This window comes from Sphingobacterium sp. UBA5789 (assembly GCF_002418355.1).
Lineage (GTDB): Bacteria > Bacteroidota > Bacteroidia > Sphingobacteriales > Sphingobacteriaceae > Sphingobacterium.
This window is the reverse complement of the sequence record NZ_DIDX01000001.1, coordinates 761,919-783,576: the sequence shown is the minus strand read 5'-3', so window position 1 is coordinate 783,576 and position 21,658 is coordinate 761,919. Positions and strand designations below refer to the sequence as shown.

General features: G+C 39.4%; 18 protein-coding genes. 11 read left to right on the top strand and 7 right to left on the bottom strand.

Annotated features, from left to right (window positions below; translation table 11 throughout):
* Positions 1-58: 58 nt before the first annotated feature.
* Genes B4B65_RS03465 through B4B65_RS03455 form a run of 3 tightly spaced genes read right to left on the bottom strand, consistent with a single transcriptional unit; the run spans position 59 to position 3,624 of the window.
* On the bottom strand, positions 59-1,285 hold the full coding sequence (locus tag B4B65_RS03465) for a Glu/Leu/Phe/Val dehydrogenase dimerization domain-containing protein (RefSeq protein ID WP_293913361.1): 1,227 nt from the start codon (positions 1,283-1,285) through the stop codon (positions 59-61).
* A 29-nt stretch (positions 1,286-1,314) separates the two neighbouring features.
* On the bottom strand, positions 1,315-2,442 hold the full coding sequence (gene hppD / locus B4B65_RS03460; RefSeq protein WP_293913359.1) for a 4-hydroxyphenylpyruvate dioxygenase: 1,128 nt from the start codon (positions 2,440-2,442) through the stop codon (positions 1,315-1,317).
* Between the two features lie 24 nt (positions 2,443-2,466).
* Positions 2,467-3,624, bottom strand: coding sequence for a homogentisate 1,2-dioxygenase (locus B4B65_RS03455; protein WP_293913357.1), 1,158 nt, complete (start codon positions 3,622-3,624; stop codon positions 2,467-2,469).
* A gap of 312 nt (positions 3,625-3,936) precedes the next feature.
* On the opposite strand from B4B65_RS03455, the gene B4B65_RS03450 reads away from it, so the two are divergent.
* Both B4B65_RS03450 and B4B65_RS03445 read left to right on the top strand, forming a co-directional pair.
* Positions 3,937-4,920 (top strand): fumarylacetoacetate hydrolase family protein, encoded by a 984-nt coding sequence (locus tag B4B65_RS03450; protein ID WP_293913355.1) that lies wholly within the window; start codon positions 3,937-3,939, stop codon positions 4,918-4,920.
* Between the two features lie 50 nt (positions 4,921-4,970).
* Complete coding sequence (locus B4B65_RS03445) at positions 4,971-5,876, top strand: flavin reductase family protein (RefSeq protein WP_293913353.1); 906 nt, start codon at positions 4,971-4,973, stop codon at positions 5,874-5,876.
* Here the strand turns inward: B4B65_RS03445 and B4B65_RS03440 are convergent.
* Together B4B65_RS03440 and B4B65_RS03435 are read right to left on the bottom strand one after the other, a co-directional pair.
* On the bottom strand, positions 5,862-7,628 hold the full coding sequence (locus B4B65_RS03440; protein ID WP_293913352.1) for an aromatic amino acid hydroxylase: 1,767 nt from the start codon (positions 7,626-7,628) through the stop codon (positions 5,862-5,864). The two genes, B4B65_RS03445 and B4B65_RS03440, sit on opposite strands and share 15 nt — an antisense overlap.
* 100 nt (positions 7,629-7,728) lie before the next feature.
* On the bottom strand, positions 7,729-8,253 hold the full coding sequence (locus B4B65_RS03435; RefSeq protein WP_293913350.1) for a hypothetical protein: 525 nt from the start codon (positions 8,251-8,253) through the stop codon (positions 7,729-7,731).
* Positions 8,254-8,405: 152 nt separating this feature from the next.
* On the opposite strand from B4B65_RS03435, the gene B4B65_RS03430 reads away from it, so the two are divergent.
* Positions 8,406-9,461, top strand: coding sequence for an aldose epimerase family protein (locus tag B4B65_RS03430; RefSeq protein ID WP_293913348.1), 1,056 nt, complete (start codon positions 8,406-8,408; stop codon positions 9,459-9,461).
* A gap of 129 nt (positions 9,462-9,590) precedes the next feature.
* Here the strand turns inward: B4B65_RS03430 and argH are convergent, their stop codons facing one another.
* A complete protein-coding gene (gene argH, locus B4B65_RS03425) occupies positions 9,591-10,922 on the bottom strand; it encodes an argininosuccinate lyase (protein WP_293913346.1) in 1,332 nt (443 codons plus the stop codon).
* 646 nt (positions 10,923-11,568) lie between these two features.
* Between argH and rbfA the strand changes: the two genes are divergently transcribed.
* The 4 genes from rbfA (at position 11,569) to B4B65_RS03405 (ending at position 14,537) form a co-directional block, all read left to right on the top strand.
* Positions 11,569-11,940 (top strand): 30S ribosome-binding factor RbfA, encoded by a 372-nt coding sequence (gene rbfA / locus B4B65_RS03420; protein WP_003008319.1) that lies wholly within the window; start codon positions 11,569-11,571, stop codon positions 11,938-11,940.
* A gap of 29 nt (positions 11,941-11,969) precedes the next feature.
* Positions 11,970-12,602, top strand: a complete 633-nt coding sequence (gene aat / locus B4B65_RS03415) for a leucyl/phenylalanyl-tRNA--protein transferase (RefSeq protein WP_293913343.1) — start codon at positions 11,970-11,972, stop codon at positions 12,600-12,602.
* Between the two features lie 4 nt (positions 12,603-12,606).
* A complete protein-coding gene (locus tag B4B65_RS03410; protein WP_293913341.1) occupies positions 12,607-13,695 on the top strand; it encodes an aminotransferase class V-fold PLP-dependent enzyme in 1,089 nt (362 codons plus the stop codon).
* A 194-nt stretch (positions 13,696-13,889) separates the two neighbouring features.
* On the top strand, positions 13,890-14,537 hold the full coding sequence (locus tag B4B65_RS03405) for a hypothetical protein (protein ID WP_293913339.1): 648 nt from the start codon (positions 13,890-13,892) through the stop codon (positions 14,535-14,537).
* Between the two features lie 22 nt (positions 14,538-14,559).
* Here the strand turns inward: B4B65_RS03405 and B4B65_RS03400 are convergent, their stop codons facing one another.
* On the bottom strand, positions 14,560-14,964 hold the full coding sequence (locus tag B4B65_RS03400; RefSeq protein ID WP_201681480.1) for a hypothetical protein: 405 nt from the start codon (positions 14,962-14,964) through the stop codon (positions 14,560-14,562).
* A gap of 412 nt (positions 14,965-15,376) precedes the next feature.
* Here B4B65_RS03400 and hemA point away from each other — a divergent pair, with 412 nt between their 5' ends.
* The 4 genes from hemA (at position 15,377) to B4B65_RS03380 (ending at position 21,642) form a co-directional block, all read left to right on the top strand.
* Positions 15,377-16,618 (top strand): glutamyl-tRNA reductase, encoded by a 1,242-nt coding sequence (gene hemA / locus B4B65_RS03395; protein ID WP_293913336.1) that lies wholly within the window; start codon positions 15,377-15,379, stop codon positions 16,616-16,618.
* A gap of 130 nt (positions 16,619-16,748) precedes the next feature.
* Positions 16,749-18,335 carry a hydroxymethylbilane synthase gene (gene hemC, locus B4B65_RS03390; RefSeq protein WP_293913334.1) on the top strand — a complete coding sequence of 529 codons (1,587 nt, stop codon included), beginning with the start codon at positions 16,749-16,751 and terminating at the stop codon, positions 18,333-18,335.
* 91 nt (positions 18,336-18,426) lie between these two features.
* Positions 18,427-19,401, top strand: a complete 975-nt coding sequence (gene hemB / locus B4B65_RS03385; protein ID WP_293913332.1) for a porphobilinogen synthase — start codon at positions 18,427-18,429, stop codon at positions 19,399-19,401.
* A gap of 324 nt (positions 19,402-19,725) precedes the next feature.
* Positions 19,726-21,642 (top strand): glycoside hydrolase family 35 protein, encoded by a 1,917-nt coding sequence (locus B4B65_RS03380; protein ID WP_293913330.1) that lies wholly within the window; start codon positions 19,726-19,728, stop codon positions 21,640-21,642.
* The last annotated feature ends 16 nt before the right edge of the window (positions 21,643-21,658 follow it).

Genomic DNA, 21,658 nt, shown 5'->3' with positions numbered 1-21,658 from the left:
CGCAAATATACTGTTTCTAACGCAAAAGGTTTTGCTATGAATGCTACTGAAATGAGATTTATACCAATTCTTTTAATGCGATTTCATAAGCATGAGAAGATACATGTATCCGCTCTGCTGTTGTGTTACGGATCTTTTGCAGGGCATTAAAAATAACAGAAGACACATCCGAAAAAATAGCTTCATCACTGATCTCTACATTTGGTTGCATCAGGTAGGCAAAGACTCTTGCCATTCCGCTATTGGCAATAAAATCAGGAATGACTGCCACTTGCTGATCTGCAAATTCCATCACCGGCCCGTAAAATATCTCTCTGTCTGCAAAAGGCACATTCGCTCCTGAAGCGATGACTTCCAACCCGTTATCCACTAACAGACTGACCTGCTCTTTTGAGACCAGACGTGAAGCGGCTGCCGGAATAAATATTTCCGCACCGATATTCCACACTTCTTCGTTGATCTGTGCAAAGGGCAACAGATCCGGAGTATACAGTTCATTCTTTTTTCTATTGAGAAAAAGCGTAGTGATCTCTTCTTCTGTAAATCCTTCTCTATTGATCAGTCCTCCTGCCCGATCAATTATCCCCACTATTTGCACACCAAGCCGGCTCAGATAAAAAGCTGCCGAAGCGGCAACATTTCCCCAGCCCTGAATAATAGCACGCTTTCCTGCACAGGTATCCCCATAAAGATTGTAAAAGTGTTTTACAGATTCTGCCACTCCATACCCCGTTATCATATCGGCCACTTTATATTTTCGCTTCAGATCAGGACTGAAGGCTGCATCTTCCAGCACTTTAGAGACACCGTAACGCAACTGTCCGATCTGATGTATACGATCCTTTTCACGAACATTAAAATGTCCGTTCAATACTCCTTCCTGCGGATGCCACAGTCCGTACTGTTCTGTCAGCGGTATTACATCATGTATTTCATCGACATTCAAGTCTCCTCCTGTACCATAATAATTTTTGAGTAAAGGTGTGACAACTTTAAACCAGCGGTCCAGTACTGCTTCTTTACGGGGATCAGCAGGATCAAAATTTATTCCTGATTTTGCTCCACCGATAGCGGGACCGGAGACGGTAAATTTAACTTCCATAGTCTTAGCGAGCGATTCCACCTCGTTCCGATCCAAACCTGCCCGCATCCGGGTGCCGCCGCCGGCAGCACCACCCCGAAGGGAGTTGATCACTACCCAGCCTTCAGCTTCAGTCTCATTGTCTTTCCATTCAAATATAATTTCGGGTCTTTTACGCTCAAAAGCCTGCAAAAGTTCTTTCATAAATTGGCTGTTTTTTAAAAATAATATGTCTACAGATTACCTCGTTTTTCCTGTTCCCGTTCAATGGCTTCAAATAAAGCTTTAAAATTTCCGGCTCCAAAGCTTTGCGCTCCTTTGCGTTGTATGATCTCATAAAAAAGTGTAGGTCTGTCTTCTACAGGTTTTGTAAATATTTGAAGCAGATAACCCTCATCATCCCTATCGACCAGTATCCCCAATTCCTGAATCACTTTTATTTCTTCATCAATCACGCCAACACGATCTGGCAACATATCATAATACGCTTCTGGCGGAGCACCCAAAAACTCTACTCCTCTCGCTTTAAGCGCTTTGACTGTACCTACAATATCCTTTGTTGCCAGTGCTGCATGTTGCACCCCTTCTCCTTCATAATATTCCAGGTACTCTTCAATCTGTGATTTTTTCTTGCCTTCTGCAGGTTCATTAATCGGAAATTTCACATATCCGTTTCCGTTACTCATCACCTTACTCATCAGGGCAGAATATTCCGTATTGATTTGTTTGTCATCAAAAGAAAGGACATTTACAAATCCCATCACATGCTGATACCACTCTACAGTTTCATTCATCTTATTCCATCCCACATTACCTACACAATGATCAATATACTGCAATCCGGTTTCTTCAGGCTGATAGTCGCTGTCCCAGACTTCATAGCCCGGCATAAATGTCCCCGTATAATTTTTACGCTCTATAAACATGTGGATGGTTTCTCCGTACGTGTAGATCCCTGAAGTACATACTTCTCCATGCTGATCTTTCATTACCTGAGGTTCCTGATAAGGTTTTGCGCCCCTCTTTACTGTCTCCTCAAATGATTTTGTAGCATCATCTACCCAAAGCGCAAGGATTTTGACACCGTCACCATGCTTTTTGACATGTTCGGCTACAGGATGCTCAGAGCGCAATGCGGTCGTCAACACGAGTCTGATTTTATTCTGTTTTAATACATAAGAAGCCCGATCTCTAACACCAGTCTCGGGGCCTGCATAGGCTTCTGACTGAAACCCAAATGCTGTTTTATAGTAATGTGCTGCCTGCTTGGCATTACCTACATAGAATTCAATGTAATCTGTTCCGTTGATGGGCAGAAAATCCTGCGCCAAAGCTATTTTTTCTGCAAATGTCTGTGCCATAATGCTGCTGTTTTTTTTATTTTTTTAACCTATCCAGGATTTATAATATTCCTGATCTTCAATTTCTAATGCTTCTTCTGTCAGCATCAACGGCCTGAATGGATCGATCATGACTGCCAGTTCTTCTGTTTTTGTCTGCCCTATACTTTTCTCCACTGTACCCGGATGTGGCCCATGCGGAATACCTCCGGGATGCAAGGTGATCTGCCCGCGTTCTACACTCTTGCGGCTCATAAAATCTCCGTCCACATAATACAATACCTCATCTGAATCTACATTGCTATGGTTGTACGGAGCGGGAATAGACTGAGGATGATAATCATATAATCTCGGACAAAAACTACAGAGTACAAATGTTTCCGTCTCAAAAGTCTGATGCACCGGCGGAGGCTGATGAAGTTTACCGGTAATAGGCATAAAATCATGAATAGAAAATGCCCATGGATAATGATATCCGTCCCAACCCACAAAATCAAAGGGATGACTGCCATATACATAGGGATATATAAGTCCTTGTTTTTTGATTCTGATTTCAAATTCTCCGGTTTGATCTATCGTTTCCAGATCTTCCGGCCGTTTGATATCTCTCTCACAAAACGGCGCATGCTCCATAAGCTGTCCGAATTCATTCCGGTAACGTTTAGGCGTACGGATCGGAGAAAAAGACTCCACGATAAACAGCCTGTTGTCCGGATTATCAAAATGTAACTGATAAATAACACCCCGGGGAATGACCAGATAGTCGCCATATTCAAACCGGATCTTTCCGTAACCTGTTTGCAGCACACCGCTGCCTTCATGGATAAAGATGATCTCATCCGCCTGACTATTTTTATAGAAGTAATCCTTCATGGAAAGTCTTGGAGCCGCAAGTGACACATGAAGATCCTGATTGACCAGTACAGGTGTACGGCTTTCGAGGTAATCATCTTTAGGTTGTACTTTAAAACCTTTCAGACTGGTGTGTTTGAGGTGTTTTTCACGCGCTATGCGTGGAGATACATCATACGGATCCCGGATCTGCTTCACTAATGTAGGCGGGTAGCAATGATATACCAGAGAATACGTACTGGAGAAGCCATGAGTTGACACCAGTTCTTCAGAGAACAGTTCGCCGTTGGGTTTTCGGAAAATAGTGTGTCTTTTTTGAGGGACTTTTCCCAATTGATGATAAATTGGCATGATAAAGTCTATTTTAAAAATATGAAACAATTATAGTATTAAACTTGCCAAAGGATTATTTGGCGCAAGAAAAGAAATGCCTAGTATTGGGCAAAAACAACATCTGCAATCATCGCTTTTACTAAAGCGATCATGCCCGTGGATACCGTAAGGTACTGTAGTCCAAAGATGTTCATAACTGGTGTATAAGTTTATCTCAAATATAAGATTTATTTACTACATCTTTTTTAGATATTGCATAAATAATTCAGATCATCATTATATTTACCCAATATTCCTTATTTGTGATGATTTTAACAGCTCTATTTTGATATGAAACTTGTAACATGCGAATATGATAACAAGGAGCAACTTGGATTTCTTTTGGATGACCTGATCTATATCTGCAGTCTGACAGATTCAGGTTTACCCGTATCTATGAACGATTTTCTGACAGGAGGTGAGCAGTGTATGCAAGCGATGTTACAAGCTGTTGACCTGGCTAAAGAAGGAAAATTCAGGAACATTGCACTTGACAAAAGTACTGTCAGGTTATTAGCTCCGGTACCTTATCCATCGACCTTTCGGGATGCCTATGCTTTTCGCCAGCATGTATCTACATCAAGGCGTAACCGTGGCCTGGAGATGATTCCGGAATTTGATAAGTTTCCTGTTTTTTATTTTTCGAATCATCGCGCTATAATGGGGCCAGGCAGTGTATCTTGTATGCCTTTGCATTTTGATCAACTTGACTTTGAACTTGAAGTTGCCATTGTACTGAATAAAAGGGGAAAGAATATCCCGGCATCTGAAGCGGATCAGTACATAGCAGGATATATGATTATGAATGATCTGAGCGCCCGACAACTTCAGATGGAAGAAATGAAACTCAACCTGGGACCGGCAAAAGGGAAAGATTTTGCGACGATGATCGGCCCTTATATGGTAACAAAAGATGAACTGGAGTCTTATAAGGTTGCAACACCTGAAGGACACACAGGAGATACGTACAACCTGCATATGAGCTGTACCGTAAACGGAAAACAGGTATCCGCAGGTAATATGGCAGATATGAACTGGACCTTCGCAGAAATCATAGAGCGTGTTTCTTACGGAGTCGAGGTTTTCCCCGGAGATCTCATCGGATCAGGAACTGTTGGCACGGGATGCTTTCTGGAACTCAACGGTACTGGTAAACGGAATGATCCGAATTATGAGATACAATGGCTGCAGCCCGGAGATCACATCAGCATGCAAGTTACCGGACTGGGACAGCTGGAGAATACTGTTGTTCTGGATCCCATAAATAAATATTAAAATATCCTTTTTTACAAGCTTTTATATTTTCGTTTTTAATTGAATAGTATATGTCCGATATCAAAACTAAAGTAATAGATCCCATCCAGCAACAGGCTATTTTTGATAACCTTATCAAATATGCCATTGCTCCGCGTCCCATATGTTTTGCAAGTACAATAGATGCTGCAGGTCAGGTCAACCTCAGCCCCTTCAGCTATTTCAATTTAATGTCTCACCAACCTCCTGTCTGTGTTTTTTCTCCTTTAAGAAGGATGCGGGACGGAACGACCAAGCATACACTTGAAAATATAAAAGAAGTAAATGAAGTTGTCATCAATATTGTCAACTACGATATGGTACAGCAGCAATCACTTGCCAGTACAGAATATGCGAAGGGTATCAATGAATTTGAAAAATCCGGCTTTACAGCTCTGCCATCCACACATGTAAGACCTCCACGGGTTGCGGAATCCCCTGTACAGCTGGAGTGTAAGGTAAAAGAAATCATCGCACTGAGTGATGAGCCTGGAGCCGGGAATCTTGTACTGGCGGAAGTTGTATGTATGCATATTCACGGAGATTTATTAGACAGTAACAATCAGGTTGATCAGGCAAAGCTGGATCTTGTTGCAAGATTGGGTGGTGACTGGTACTGTCGCGTAACAGAGGAAAGTTTATTTAAGGTTCCCAAGCCCCTGCGCAACCTTGGAATCGGAATAGATCAGCTACCGGAAAGCATACGTTTTTCTTCTGTTCTCACAGGCAATCATCTGGGTTTGCTGGCAAATGTTGAAGTAATACCGGAATCTCACACGGAAGGCAGCTCTTCAATCGATCAGGATATCCTGTCCAATCTGGAAAGATGGAAAGATGATCCTGTCAGATTCCAAAAGGAGCAACATACGCAGGCAGCTAGATTACTGGACATCGGAGAACTTCAAAAAGCCTGGCAGATCCTGTTACTCCGTCAGTAGTATACCCACCTGATCATCTTTTGCTAGTCGTATTCCGTCATGGATTAATTTGATAAGATGAACATGTTTATCCTGTATTTTCAGAAGTGTATCCTCTACTGAAGAAGCAAGATCTTCCCATTGTTCTTTAACTGCTATTTCCAGGATTTCTAAAAGTCCTAACCAGTCATCCGGATAGCGGTCTGAAAGTTCGGCATACAGACCTTTTAAGGTTTGTGATGAGGATTTGCTTTCCCTTTCTTTTCTGATACGGGCATAGATCTGATGTAAAGTTAATGTCTGTTCATCATATACCTGATGAACAGTTTTTGTCTGTGATACCGTAGATTCCTGTTCAAATGCATCTTTATCAGCGGCACCGCAATAAACCGATACAATTTCTTTACCTACAGCCATATCATATGTGCCCCATTCCGGATCAAAATACAGCTGACAACTCTCGATCTCTACTACCTGACAAGGTGCCATAGACACCAAAATTAGTTTTCCATTCTGACGAAGAACTGACTGAACCAAACCTCTGACTTCTATACCGGATTCAAAAGTAAGGACAGTTTCCTTTCCTTCAACAATATCATACTTCGCCAATTCATCATCTGTAAAATCTTCTAAGGCGACATTAGTTCCTTTCAAAAGTCCTACAGGAGAACCAAATCCTTCCTGATGGTAGTTCTTGCCATGCCCCTTCAATTGTTTATTTTGACAAGACAGTGCTGTAGGCCCTGCAGATTTAATATAGAACAACGTATCATCATCGCTTACCTTTTGGAATATTCCAGAAACCTGCAATCCTGAACTATATACAACCGTACATACATTCTGACAGGCAATGGCTTTATCCACACTATCCTTCCCTCCGATCCGGAAAGCCATTGTATTGGCAAAATCATCCAATACATTTCTCAGATGCAAAAAATCCGGAGTGACAAATAATTGTGGCTGAGGCTTAGTTATATCATATGCGTAATTCAATGCATCCAGACTATAAGGTAATTTTGGAACTTCTTTACGCATACACGAAGCACTTTCTCCTATTGAAGATAACAAACCGGCACCGTAAATTTTCGGAACATCAGGAGTTCCGATAAGGCCATATTCAACCGTCCACCAGTGCAGTCGGCTTAGTAAAGCCATTTCAGAAGGATCACCCATATTCTCCTGAACATTTTTCAGGTGTAATTCGGCCTCTTCTATTTCATGACTTGTTGCACTATTCTTTTCTTTAATGATGGAAAGACTTCTGATCGCTTCATATAAAGCAAAATCCTGAGCAGAAAACATAGCTTTCGACCCTATCTCACCAAAATACTGCAAGTATTCTGCATACTCAGGCTCACCTATAATAGGTGCATGGCCCGATGATTCGTGGATAATATCAGGAGCCGGTGTATACTCAATATGCTCAAGCTGACGGATATCCGCAGCAATTACCAATACACGATGTGCCTGAAATTCCATAAATGCCGATGGCGGAATGAATCCGTCTACCGTAGCAGCTCCCCAGCCTATTTGTTTCAAACTGTCATTCATTGCCTGCAAATCCGGAATATGCTCGATTGTCAACCCAGCCTTTTTTAGCCCGGGAATGTAAGGGTAATAGGCTACATCTTTAAGATAAGCATAATTTTGACGCATAACATAGCGCCAGATAGCCTGGTCCACGGGTGTGTATCTTTCGTATTGCTGAGGCACAACATATTTCTTAAGATGTGCGGGTAACTGCTCCAAAATCGGATTATTGTATGTATCCATTTACAATCGGCTTTAACACAAACTTAAATATTTAGTCTCTGATGTGCAAATCCTTAATCCGAACATGACTTTATTTCAATGAAAGTTCTGTGGACACAAATCAGTCTCCGAAATCTATAGGATGAAATTTTCGCTGAAAATCAAACCAGCAGGTTTTATTGAAAACGATTTCTTTTTTATAGAAAGCATTTTTATACAGACTACCGGAGGATGGATTAATTCCTCTTCCGTATACTTCACTCTTTTTCAAAAGCCTGTCAATTGCGTTCATCAAAGACGTTATTTTTTTATCAGGTGTCTTTGAAACAATACGCAAATTGATATTTTCTATTTCACTATCTGTTGACCGTCCACCAAGCCCTTCGATCACATAATGAAAAAAATCATCGTCAAAGAAGCTGGAATTTCTGTCTTCATCGTATACTTCTGAAGTAATATAAAAAGCGTGATAGTCTTTATTCAACAGGCTGGATATATCCTCTATAGATTCATTGAGCCGGATAGTCTCTCTTTTACTTTTTGCTATTTTCATAAGGTAAAGATGATATCCTCCTGCAGTTATAAGATTCTGTATATCCTTACAAAAATCTTCCAGAGAATTGACCACATTGATACGAACAGGCATTTTTATTTGTGTTTACAGGGTAAGAATTCTTTCTATAACGAACAATCGTTCATGCTATCATCTGGGGTCAATCCAGATAAACTACCTTGATCAATGTTTCGTTTACACTATAAAAATACTTAAATTAGAGTAATTTTTTAGAACCCATAATCATGATATATCAACTACCTTCCTCCAAAAATTTTGAAAGTCAACTTAAAGACAAAAACACGCATCTCTTCATCCTGAAAAATGCCAGAGGAATGCAAGTTGCTTTAAGTGATTATGGAGCACGTATAGTCAGTATTTTAGTTCCGGATCAAAAAGGAAATCTAAGAGACGTTGCACTGGGTTTTGATTCAATTCAGAAATATTATGAAGCAGACGAGCAGTATCACGGTGTTACAGCAGGCCGTTTTGCTAATCGTATTGCCAATGGCAAATTTGAAATAAACGGTTCTTCTTATACGTTGGATCAGAATAACGGGATCAACTCACTTCACGGTGGAATAGAAGGATTTCATCGCCGTGTTTGGGACAGAAGAATGAATCAGGAGTCATATGTGGAATTTTACTATGTTTCGAAAGACGGGGAAGAAGGTTTTCCCGGCAACCTGAGTGTTGTCGTTTCATATTCTTTGACGGATGAGAATGAAATCATTATCAAGTATCGTGCAGAATCAGACCAGGATACTGTTATCAACCTCACCAATCATACATACTTCAATCTCAATGGTGAAGGTAATGGCGATATTCTTAATCATCACTTACAGATCAATTCCAGTGAATATCTTGCTGTAGATGAACATCAGATTCCAAATGCTGTCATACCTGTTGAAGGCACTGCTTTTGACTTCAGAGAGTTCAAAACCATCGCAAAGGATATAGCGGCAAATGATGAACAGCTAATTGCGGCCAAAGGCTATGACCATTGCTTTGTAAATGCTATTCCTATTTCAAGTCCATGTGCTTCTGTATTCTCACCTGCTTCCGGAATACGAATGGATGTGCTGACAACAGAGCCGGGAGTACAGCTTTATACCGGTAACTGGATGACCGGAAATGATATCGGGAAATCCGGACACAAGTATTTACCGTATGCAGGGTTTTGTCTGGAGACTCAACACTATCCGGACAGCCCTAATCAACTGCAATTTCCGACTACCTTGCTGAAAAAAGGGGAAGTATTTACTTCAGAAACTCATTTTAAGTTTTCAATTCAAAAATAAAGAATACAACCTATATCAATATATTTCCTTCTCCTTTCCAAGTAGAGGGTTAAGGTGAGGTTCTGAAAAGAAAAGGCTTCAGGAATAAAATTCCTGAAGCCTTTCTGTATTATTCTCCTATTCGAGATTTTATTTTACTAACGCCTGCAAAGCGTTATCCACTTTTTCAAAACCAAAATCAGCCTTGACCTGTTCAAACATCCGTCTTATATGGTCATTACACAGATTACCTATACTTCCTTCATGGGTATGATTTACTTCCTTAGAAGGTTGAAAAGTTCCTTCTTCAATAGCCAAACCAATATTTTTATACGCTTCTCTAAATGGAACACCTTTCAACACCTCATTATTAACCACTTCTACTGAAAATAAATAATCGTATTTAGGATCATCCAATACATTTTCTTTGACTGAGATATTCGCTAACATATAAGTTGCGATTTCCAGACACTCATTTAGTGATTTAAAAGCCGGGAAAAGATTTTCTTTCAATAATTGCAGATCTCTGTGATATCCGGACGGGAGATTGGTGGTCATCAAAGCAATTTCATTGGGTAATGCCTGTATCTTATTACAACGTGAGCGAATCAATTCGAACACATCCGGATTTTTTTTATGAGGCATAATACTGGATCCTGTAGTCAGATGCGCAGGAAAAGAGATAAAACCAAAATTCTGATTAATGTATAGTGTTACATCCATCGCAAACTTGGCAAGGGTTGCTGCAATTGCGCTCATACCCTGAGCAAGTATTCGTTCTGTCTTGCCACGCCCCATCTGTGCGTACACCACATTATAGTTAAGATCCTCAAACCCCAGCAACTCCGTTGTAAGTGTACGATTCAATGGAAAAGATGAACCGTATCCGGCTGCAGATCCCAACGGATTTTTATTACACACCTTCCATGCTGCCTTCATCAGCTCCATATCGTCTACAAGACTCTCTGCATATGCTCCAAACCAAAGTCCAAAGGAAGAAGGCATTGCAATCTGTAAATGTGTATAGCCCGGAATCAATACCTGTTTGTATTGTTCACTCAACGTAAGCAACTGATCAAAAAAGTGCGTTGTATTCTGCACTATGCTTTGAATTTCCGAACGGAAGTATAATTTAAGATCTACCAGAACCTGATCATTTCGGGATCTTCCTGAATGTATTTTTTTTCCAGCCTCACCTATTCTTTGCGTAAGCAGCATTTCTACCTGAGAATGCACATCTTCAACTGAATCCTCAATTTGAAAATTACCTTCCTGAATTTCACGGTAGATATTTTTAAGTTCTTTCTGAACGACAGCTAGATCTTCATCTGACATCAGATCTATACTATTAAGCATACGTGTGTGTGCTAATGAGCCCAATACATCGGCTTCCGCCAGCTGCAAGTCCATTACCCGATCGTTACCTACTGTAAATGTTTCTACCAGGGAATCCACATCAATATTTTTTTGCCAGATCTTCATGCTTTTATCTTTTTAAGGTGTACAAAAATACCATTTGAAATTTAAATAAAACAATGCAATTCGATGTTTACGTTTTTGTTTTCGAAAGCTCATATTATGTTTGTGCATCTATTTAAGAATCCATAGAAAATCAGCATAATACAAAGGAGCTGGCATACCGATTTGCAGAAATATGGAGAACATTATCAACTCATTCGCTGACTTATTATATTTTGGTCATGATTTTTAGCTCTAAATAAAGCATGTTTAAACAACGTAAAAACCATGTTAACGCTATGTTAAGGGTTATTTTTGAAATTTATCGAAAAACAGTTAGTGAGTGAGCGGTTACTTTTTTTAAAAAAAGACTTTGTACAAATAATTTATATCCATATGTTTGTGACAACAAAGGGAGAATGGAAAGAGAGAAAAAGGAACGGATGAGTTAACACTCACCTTTTTCAACAAAACAAAAGTAAACCAACTATGATAGACCCAAAAGTCTTAAAACTTGAAAAAAATATTACAACCTAGCCAATTATAAACTAATTTTGAGCAAAAGGCCTGTCAGCACCCACGACAAGCCTTTTTTGTTTTTGACAGGCTGCAAAAAGACTTTTCAAAATTTAAACTGTATCTTTGTATATTATCATCTCAATTTCCAACTATGGCTACAGAAAGTAAAAGACAGCAACGGTTTGCCGGAGTCATTCAGCAGGATTTGGCAGAACTCTTCCAACGCGACGGGAACAACTGGGCACCGGGTGCTTTTATTACCGTAACTCGTGTACGTGTAACTCCCGATCTGGCAATAGCCCGTGTATATCTGAGTTTCTTAAATACAAAAACAGCTCCGGAAGATATCAAGGCAATACGCACAAAAACTTCAGAAATAAGATATAAACTTGGGTCAAGAATCAAGAATCAGGCTCGGATAGTTCCGCAACTTGAGTTCTTCCTCGATGACACCAATGAATATGTAGAACATATGGACAAGATCTTTGACGAGATCAGCAAAGAACCAAGACAACCAGATTAAACAATCTGGTTTTTTTATGGAATAAGTATATGATTTTTCAACTCGATGATCAGGATCTGAGTTTCCCTCATCCAAAATACGCAGAAGAAGACGGCTTGCTGGCTGTCGGTGGCGATTTAAGTCCCGACCGTCTGCTACTCGCTTACAGCAACGGAATCTTTCCCTGGTTTAGTGATGACAGTCCGATTCTTTGGTATGCTCCTCATGAACGCTTTGTAATCTTTCCTGAAAAATTAAAAGTCAGCAAGAGTATGAAGCAGATATTGCGTAAAGCACAGTTTAAAGTTACGCTTAATACAGCCTTTGAAAGGGTAATCCGTCAATGTGCCAAAATAGAGCGCAAAGATCAGGACGGTACATGGATCACTGCTGATATGATTGATGCTTACATCAGGCTTCACCAATCTGGTTATGCTCACGCTATTGAGGTATGGCAGGATGGTCAGCTCGTTGGTGGATTATATGGTGTACTGATCGGGCAGGTCTTCTGCGGAGAAAGTATGTTTTCAAAAGTGCCCAACGCATCTAAGATAGCTCTTATCCATTTATTTCAGTTTTTTGATCTCAAATTTGTAGATTGCCAGTTCCATACAGATCATCTCGCTTCTATGGGTGGTGAAATGATTTCACAGGAAAACTATCTAAATATACTTAACACTTAAACGCATGTCTCAGCAATACAAATCATATTTTGATATTCCTGAAAATATCAGCTATTTAACAACTCCCGGATCAGGTCTTATTACCAAAGAAATAAAGAAATGGCGGTCACAATATGATACGGATTTTCATATGACGGACACCATATTAAGAGAACAACAGGGAGTATTTATTCAACAGGTAAAGCAGACTATAGCTGAATTTACGCACACAGCTACACAAAATATCTACTGTACACCAAACTTTTCACATGGCTTTAATGTCATACTTAACGGTCTCCCTGCAGATGTACGTATACTGTTACTGAATGAAGATTATCCTTCTGTCAATTTTCCCGTTATCAGCCGTGGATTTGATCATACTTTTGTGAACATTGATGAAAACATGGAACAGAATATTCTGGAAGCTATCCGTCATTACAAACCCGATGTATTTATATGTAGCATTGTTCAGTATATCTCAGGCATTAAAATCGATCTGTCTTTTATTCAGGAACTAAAAGCGACTCATCCGGATCTGTTGATTATAGGTGACGGCACACAATATCTGGGTACAGAACCCTTTGATTTTGAAACCTCAGGTTTTGACGGAATAGGCACCAGCGGATACAAATGGTTACTCTCCGGTTTTGGAAACGGTTTTTTTATCCTTAATGACCTCTTGAAAAGCAAACTCTATCAGACAGCTCAACAACAGAAGCCCGTATTTGAAAAAATGTGGGAAGGAAAGAGCATATTGCAGTTATATTTTGAGCCTGGCCATGTAGATACATTGGCTCAGGGTACACTCCAGAAATCTTTACAGTTTTTTCAGCTGCTCGGTATTCAGCATACAGCAGCCTATACTTCCCGGCTATCTGAGCATGCAAGGGAAGAGTTTGAAAAAAGAAACCTGTTGACAAATATTGTAAAAAAGCGAAAGAACGGAAGTACTATTTTCAATTTACAGATCGATCCAAATCATTTTACGACTTTAATGGAAAACGGCATTAAATGTTTTCCGCGTGGAACGGGTATACGTATAGGATTTCATTTGTATAATGACACAAAGGATCTGGAGCGATTATTACAGGTCATAGACACATTGCCAAAATAAAAAAATAGAAATTATTTACTTAAAACAGACCACCAAGACACAAATGCATAAGTCCGGAACTGTTCGTTAGCAAATAGCAATTGAAAAAATAACTTAAATACATATGAAATATCCATGTAGTACAGACTGCACAAACACGAATAAATAAAGTTTGGATATTCCATATGACCATTGAAAAATCAAATTATATACATATGAAATTCAAAATCGGAGATCTGGTAAGATTTGTTGACGAGCCTATAGAAGGCCACGTAACATCTTTTCAGGATAATGATATAGTAGGTGTAACAGATGAAACAGGATTTGAAATCCCTGTACTGACGAGTAAAATTACACTAGTACACGGTAATATGAACCGTGAAGATGATGAGGTTACAGAAACCAAAATAATAGAGCCTGCAAAATTTGTAGAAAAAGGCATTCTGCTTGCTGTATCAGGAGACCAGAAAGAAGGCTTAGCAAAATTGCACATCATCAATGAGACTTCTTACGAGCTTTTAGTGAGTGTATCTGAGATTAGCAACGCGAAGGCAAAAGGAATATTTGCCGGAATGGTGAGCCCGCATGATGCTGTACAGTTTTTCTCCGGCAATTTTTCAGCTGTTGGAAATTGGCCAAATTTTCATTTTCAGATCATCAAACACAGCCGTTCGGCACAGAAAATAAATCAGCCAATAGAGAAAGAACAACGGGTACGGCCTGTAGATCTGACGAATGCGAAGCTGATGAACGACACACTCCGCGAGAAGGTCTGGCACTATGTATTGGATAAAGAAGAGGAAAATATTGGTTTGGATAAATTGCAATCCCATTTTATTTCTAACAGACCTCAAAAAAAATAAGCCCGGAAAACCCGGGCTTATTTTATACATTTTGTTCAGCCTGTTTCAGCTGTTTAGTACTTATCAGCAAACACAATATGCCTATTAGATATACAACCCATCCCCAACGCATATGAATTGCTTTGGATAGCAAACCGTCTGCAAACTTCCATCCGAAATAATTATTGATCTTAAAGTACACGGCCGAAATACTTAAAAGATACCAGCCTGCAGCGATGCGGGTCATCAAACGATAGCCTTTGAGCTGACGAATAAAAAACAACAATCCTGTAATCCCAATGATACCATAGGTAATGAAAAACAGAGCTTCATCTGTCTGGTATAAATTCCAGTTTCCTTTAATAGGGACCTTCAGCATAGGTAGCATCCCGGACAACAGACACAGGATCACACCCGCAAGTGCAAAATTCTTTCGAATGATTAGCATAATTTCTTTCTTATTTTACGGCAAAAATAAAGATACTTTCCCGATCTATCATCTTCCGGATATAAACTTTTATTACACATAAGGAGCTATCATTTTAAAGGTTCAAATCCATTGTTAAGCGGATTGACAAGCCTTTTAACCCTCGTTACAAAAAACAACCAAAACTGTCATTTTACTGTCAATTGCTCCGCCTCACAGATAATAAATACTTTTTGTTCCAAATCATTTAAATGATTGACATCACATTTTTAAATCAAAAAATATAACAACAAATTGATTAACAGCATTTTAACAAATTTTTAACACTATTTATAATCGTTCTAAATTCATCCGTTTGACAGATTTTTGACATAATACATAGTCGATTAGACTACATTTGCACTACTAAAATAGTGAGCAACGAGATTCAGCTTTGAAGAATTTAAAAGTTATAGCATTTACACACAAGCACGTCGAGTTAAAAGATCTTGGCAATCTGGTAATCTGTAATGAGGAACTGGAGAGTCGGTTAATTAACTTAAAGCACAGCCTTGATATTCCAGAGATTTTTTACATCGGCACCTGTAACCGGGTTGAATTTGTATTTTACGGAGCATATGAGCTGAGCGATGACTTTGTTGCGAAGTTTATGGAAAAATTAAACTTCTGTGTACCTCAGGAACGTCTTCAATGTTACTTAGGTCAGGTAAACCGCTATGAAGGACTGGATGCATTAAACCATCTGCTTCGTATGTCGTGTTCTCTTGAGAGTCTTGTCGTTGGCGAGAAAGAAATTCTGTCTCAGGTAAGAAGAGCCTATGAAAGATGCCGCGAAGCGGGTTTCACAGGAGATTTTCTGCGTCTGATGATGGATCGCCTGATCAAGACAGCCAAGGAAGTATATACTTACACTAAGATTTCACGCAACCCTATTTCCGTAGTATCCTTAGCTTATCGTAAACTTCGTGAGCTTAAGCTGACAAATAATCCCCGCATCCTTGTTATCGGATCCGGAGAGACAAATCAGAATCTTGCGAAATATCTGCAAAAGCATAAGTTTGAAAATTTTGTAATTTTCAACCGTACAGTAGAGAATGCTCATACTCTGGCGCAGGAACTAAATGCACAGGTATACCCATTAAGCGAGTTGGGTAATTATAAAAATGGTTTCGATATTCTGATCACCTGTACAGGAGCTCCGGATGCTATCGTGAATAACGCTCTGTATGAATCTTTACTAAACGGCGAAACAGACAAAAAAATCATTGTGGATCTCGCTATTCCAAATGATATTGATGCAGAAGTAATTGCCCGCCATCCTATTCACTATATTGAAGTAAGCAGTCTGCAGGCTATTGCTGAGAAAAATATTCAGGAACGTTACGATGAGCTGACTAGTGCAGAGTGCATCATCAAACAGAATATTGAAGAATTTCTTCCTATCATCAAACAGCGTCGTGTGGAAGTCGCTATGAGACAAGTCCCTGAAAAAATCAAGGAAATCAAGTCTTTTGCGATTAATGAAGTGTTTGCTCAGGATCTCAGCAAACTGGATCCTCAGGCAAGAGAAGTACTGGAAAAAGTCATCAACTATATGGAAAAGAAATATATCAAAGTTCCTATGGTAATGGCAAAAGAAATTCTGGTCAAAACTTCAGAGGCTGAAAACAATTAGTTTTCGATAATTTTTCCTTTTAATTTTTATAAAAATTGACTTAATCTGACATAGGTATGTCGGCATTATACATCTATTTGGCTAAATTTGTGCTTTCTTATTCTAAATCTATTTAATATAGTTAATTAACGTGAACAGAAAATTAATCATTGGAACACGCGGAAGCCAACTCGCTATGTGGCAAGCAAATCATATTAAAGACAGACTTGCAGCAGCGGGGATTGACTCTGAATTGAAAGTAATCAAGACTCAGGGAGATATTATACAGCATTTGCGTCTGGACAAACTGGAGGGCAAAGGATTTTTCACCAAAGAACTGGAAGAAGAATTATTGTCATCAACGATTGATCTGGCTGTTCACTCTCACAAAGATTTACCTACAGTCAATCCTCCGGGATTAATTATTGCAGCTGTTTCTGAACGGGAAAGCCCTGCAGAACTGCTGATTGTATTAAAAGACTGTGTAGATATTAAAAAGCGTCTTTCACTGAAGCATAATGCAACGGTAGGAACGTCTTCTAACCGCAGAAAAGCACAGCTTTTATCCTTACGTCCTGATCTGGAATTTGATGACCTTCGTGGCAATCTTCAAACACGTATTCAGAAACTGAGAGATGAGAATTATGATGCGATTATCCTGGCTAAAGCTGGTGTTGAACGTATAGATATGGATCTTTCAGATTTTTATGTAGAAGAGATTCCTCCTGTTGAGCTTATTCCGGCACCCGCACAAGGTGTGCTGGCCATACAGATTCGCGAATCAGATCAGGAATTGTTTGAAGCATTGCAAGTCATTCATAATAACGAAGTAGCTGAAGTAATAGCTGTAGAACGTAAAGTATTAAACTTATTTGATGCCGGATGCCATGCTCCACTCGGGTGCTATTGTCGCAAGAGTGAAGGTAAATATGAAGCCTGGACATCTGTTGCAGAAACCAGCGATGAATTTCCGGACAGATTATATATCCAGCGTGATTCTACGGAAGGAATGGCAGAAGAGATCTTTGCAAAATTTGCAAAGGACCGCAAACTTCCATCGTCTATCTTTATATCACGGGATATAGACGAAAACACGTATTTCGCCAGAGCCATGGCCAAGCATAATATCCAGCTTGATGCCCGTTCTCTGATACGCATCTATCCTATCATTAACAAATTAGATCCTTTTATCTTAAAGCATGTAGATTGGGTATTCTTTGCAAGTAGAAATGGTATTGATCATTTCTTTTCGCTGGATCCGCAGTTACGCAAGCATACAAAGATAGGGGTAGTAGGAAGAGGATCAGAAGAAGCATTGCGTAAATATGACCGTGTTGCTGATTTCTCCGGAGATGATTTCGGAATTCATACGGATGAGATTGGTCTTGAGTTTGCTAAAATAGCAAATGGACAGACAGTACTTTTTCCAAGAGCAAAGGATTCATTAGAAACGATACAGAAAGCCATGAGTGCGGATACAAAAATCATTGATATGCCAGTCTATGAAACGGTACTTGATGAAAACGTAGCCGCTACAACTGCTGAAGTTCTGATCTTTACCAGTCCAAGTAATGTCGAGGCCTATTTTATCGACAATCTTATTGAACCGGGACAGCAGATTATTTCTATAGGCAAATCCACAGGCGCCAAAATAGCCGAAATGGGATTACCTTATGTTACCCCTTATTCGCCTGATGAAATCGGCCTGACAGAGGCTGTATTTGGATTGAAATATTAAATTCAAAAGTGAAAACTTAAAGGTAAAAGAGAGTCTGTCAGACAAAAGGCTCTCCTTTATCTCTTGTTTTTGATTCTAAAACACATATAACATGTTACAACGTCCGAGAAGAAATCGTAAATCAGCCGTGATCCGCGACATGATTCAAGAGACACGTTTAGACGCGTCCAATCTCATTTTCCCCCTATTTATTATAGAAGGTAATCAGCAAAAAACTGAAGTTTCTTCTATGCCGGGTATTTATCGCTATTCCATCGATAATCTGTTAAGAGAGGTGGAAAGTTGTCTGAAATTGGGACTAAGATCCTTTGATTTATTCCCTAATATTGAAGAATCATTAAAGGATAAATATGCAACAGAAAGCTACAGAGATGGTAGCCTTTATCTACGTGCTATAGCTGAAGTAAAGAAAAACTTTCCGGAAGCATGTGTCGTTACAGATGTAGCAATGGACCCTTACAGCAGTGACGGACATGACGGAATCGTTGAAAACGGCGAAATTCTTAATGATGAGACGCTGGATGTATTAGGAAAGATGGCATTGGCTCACGCTCAGGCAGGAGCTGATATTATTGCACCGTCTGATATGATGGACGGACGTATCGGATATATTCGGGAACATCTGGATCAGCATGGTTTCAGTCATGTATCGCTGATGTCTTACACTGCGAAGTATGCTTCTGCTTTTTATGGTCCTTTTCGGGATGCATTGGGATCTGCCCCAAAACATGGAGATAAGAAAACATATCAGATGAATCCTGCAAACAGTAAAGAAGCACTTATTGAAGGGCAACTTGATGCCGCAGAAGGCGCAGATTTCCTGATGGTAAAACCGGGTCTTCCCTATCTCGATATCATAAAGCTATTAGCAGACAACTTCGATCTTCCTATTGCAGCCTATAATGTAAGTGGTGAATATGCCATGTTGAAAGCTGCTATCCAAAACGGATGGTTAGATGCAGAACGTTCGATAATGGAAACATTATTGAGTTTCAGACGTGCTGGTGCAACAGCAATTCTGACATATCATGCCAAAGAGGTTTTAGAAAAAGGCTGGCTTAAATAGTCACAGCATTTACAGTTATAAAAAAGTCCGGAAAATAAGCCGGACTTTTTTATTTTAAAAATCTCTGCACAGTCTTAAGGACTATTATCATATGGCACCGATAGGATGCAAAATTGAGTTTTAACTTAACAAATTAATACTATTAAGAACATTTACTATCAGTAAATCCAAGATTTCAATACTGTTAATACGATTATTGTAACAAATAGATGGCGCAAACGTTTGTTTTTAAATTATCATTGATCAAAACAACACTTTTCCTTAACATTACATATAAATATCTCTAAAATGAGATAAATCAAGCACTTTAATCACAATCTAAAGATGAAGTTAATAAAAAAGGCATTCTGTTATGCCATTCTCACCACCACTTTTATTAGCGCTATTACATTTCAGGATGTTCAGGCTCAAAAAAAGCATACTTTCGAGATCAAAGACGGAAATTTTGTATATGATGGGAAGGCAACCCGCATATTATCCGGTGAAATGCACTATGCACGTATTCCTCATCAATACTGGAAGCATCGTCTTCAGATGGTCAAGTCAATGGGGCTTAATACAGTTGCTACTTACGTATTCTGGAATTTTCATGAAGAAAGTCCCGGAAAATGGAACTTTGAAGGAGATCATGATTTAGCTGCTTTTATAAAAACAGCCGGAGAAGTGGGTTTACATGTAATTCTCCGTCCGGGTCCTTATGCCTGTGCAGAATGGGATTTTGGAGGATATCCATGGTGGCTTCAAAAGATCGATGGCCTTGAAATAAGACGTGACAATGCCAAATTTCTGGAGTATACAAAAAAGTACATTGACCGTCTGGCACAGGAAGTGGGAAGTTTACAGATTACAAATGGAGGCCCCATTATAATGGTTCAAGCCGAAAATGAATTCGGATCCTATGTCAGCCAGCGTAAAGATATCCCGTTAGAGGAACATAAAGTCTATAACGCTAAGATCAAAAAACAATTGGAAGAAGCGGGTTTCAATGTTCCCTTGTTTACTTCAGACGGAAGCTGGTTGTTTGAGGGCGGAGCTATTCCGGGTGCATTACCGACAGCTAACGGAGAAAACAACATCTCCAATCTTAAGAAAGTAGTTGATCAGTATAACAATAATCAGGGGCCTTATATGGTAGCGGAGTTTTATCCGGGCTGGTTAGATCACTGGGCAGAACCTTTTGCAAAAGTAGATGCAGGCAGAATAGCACGTCAAACCGAGAAATATCTTCAAAATGACATTTCCTTCAATTATTACATGGTACATGGCGGAACTAATTTCGGCTTCACTTCAGGAGCAAACTACAATAATAAATCTGATATACAACCGGATATTACCAGTTATGATTATGATGCTCCTATAAGTGAGGCAGGATGGTCAACTCCGAAATATGATTCTATCCGGACGGTGATACAGAAATATGCCGATTATACTATACCGGCAGTACCTAAAGCAAATCCGGTTATTGAGATTCCGTCCATTAAACTTACTGCTGTAGCAAATGTTTTTGATTACGCAAAGTCAGCAAAAACAACGATCAATGAGAATCCTCTTAACTTTGAACAACTGGATCAGGCAAATGGCTATGTTTTATACAGTAAGCAGTTTAATCAACCTATAAATGGAAAGTTAAAAATTGATGGTTTGAGAGATTTTGCGGTCGTATACGTTGACGGCATAAAAGTAGGTGAACTAAACCGTGTGTTTAAAAACTATGAAATGGATATTGATATTCCCTTTAATTCTACTTTACAGATTCTGGTTGAAAATATGGGAAGAATCAACTATGGCTCAGAAATTATTCATAACCAAAAAGGCATAATCTCCCCGGTGCTTATCAATGATATGGAAATCACAGGAGACTGGACAATGCAACAATTACCTATGGACAAAGTACCTGATCTTGGAGGCAAACAGACTGTTGCTATTCAGAATACTAAAACAAATGCTTCAAAAACCGCGGCTCTCAAGGGCCTGCCGGTATTGTATCAGGGTGCTTTCGATTTAAAAGAAATCGGGGATACATTTATTGATATGGAAAAGTGGGGAAAAGGCATTGTATTTATTAATGGGATCAACATTGGAAGATACTGGAAAACAGGACCTCAGCATACCTTATATATTCCCGGTCCCTATCTCAAAAAAGGCAGTAACAGTATCGTTATTTTTGAACAGTTAAACGACGAAATCAAGACGGAAGTCGGCACCGTCAAAGTACCTGTTCTGGATAAAGTGGTCTTATAGACTATTTACATTTACA

What these genes read in the sequence shown, in the direction of transcription:
- B4B65_RS03430 (WP_293913348.1), top strand. Translation starts at nt 8,406, where the DNA reads ATGATATATCAACTACCTTCCTCCAAAAATTTTGAAAGTCAACTTAAA.
- B4B65_RS03465 (WP_293913361.1), bottom strand. Translation starts at nt 1,285, where the DNA reads ATGAAAGAACTTTTGCAGGCTTTTGAGCGTAAAAGACCCGAAATTATA.
- B4B65_RS03440 (WP_293913352.1), bottom strand. Translation starts at nt 7,628, where the DNA reads ATGGATACATACAATAATCCGATTTTGGAGCAGTTACCCGCACATCTT.
- hppD (WP_293913359.1), bottom strand. Translation starts at nt 2,442, where the DNA reads ATGGCACAGACATTTGCAGAAAAAATAGCTTTGGCGCAGGATTTTCTG.
- argH (WP_293913346.1), bottom strand. Translation starts at nt 10,922, where the DNA reads ATGAAGATCTGGCAAAAAAATATTGATGTGGATTCCCTGGTAGAAACA.
- B4B65_RS03400 (WP_201681480.1), bottom strand. Translation starts at nt 14,964, where the DNA reads ATGCTAATCATTCGAAAGAATTTTGCACTTGCGGGTGTGATCCTGTGT.
- aat (WP_293913343.1), top strand. Translation starts at nt 11,970, where the DNA reads ATGATTTTTCAACTCGATGATCAGGATCTGAGTTTCCCTCATCCAAAA.
- hemB (WP_293913332.1), top strand. Translation starts at nt 18,427, where the DNA reads ATGTTACAACGTCCGAGAAGAAATCGTAAATCAGCCGTGATCCGCGAC.
- B4B65_RS03435 (WP_293913350.1), bottom strand. Translation starts at nt 8,253, where the DNA reads ATGCCTGTTCGTATCAATGTGGTCAATTCTCTGGAAGATTTTTGTAAG.
- B4B65_RS03455 (WP_293913357.1), bottom strand. Translation starts at nt 3,624, where the DNA reads ATGCCAATTTATCATCAATTGGGAAAAGTCCCTCAAAAAAGACACACT.
- B4B65_RS03410 (WP_293913341.1), top strand. Translation starts at nt 12,607, where the DNA reads ATGTCTCAGCAATACAAATCATATTTTGATATTCCTGAAAATATCAGC.
- B4B65_RS03380 (WP_293913330.1), top strand. Translation starts at nt 19,726, where the DNA reads ATGAAGTTAATAAAAAAGGCATTCTGTTATGCCATTCTCACCACCACT.
- B4B65_RS03405 (WP_293913339.1), top strand. Translation starts at nt 13,890, where the DNA reads ATGAAATTCAAAATCGGAGATCTGGTAAGATTTGTTGACGAGCCTATA.
- B4B65_RS03445 (WP_293913353.1), top strand. Translation starts at nt 4,971, where the DNA reads ATGTCCGATATCAAAACTAAAGTAATAGATCCCATCCAGCAACAGGCT.
- B4B65_RS03450 (WP_293913355.1), top strand. Translation starts at nt 3,937, where the DNA reads ATGAAACTTGTAACATGCGAATATGATAACAAGGAGCAACTTGGATTT.
- rbfA (WP_003008319.1), top strand. Translation starts at nt 11,569, where the DNA reads ATGGCTACAGAAAGTAAAAGACAGCAACGGTTTGCCGGAGTCATTCAG.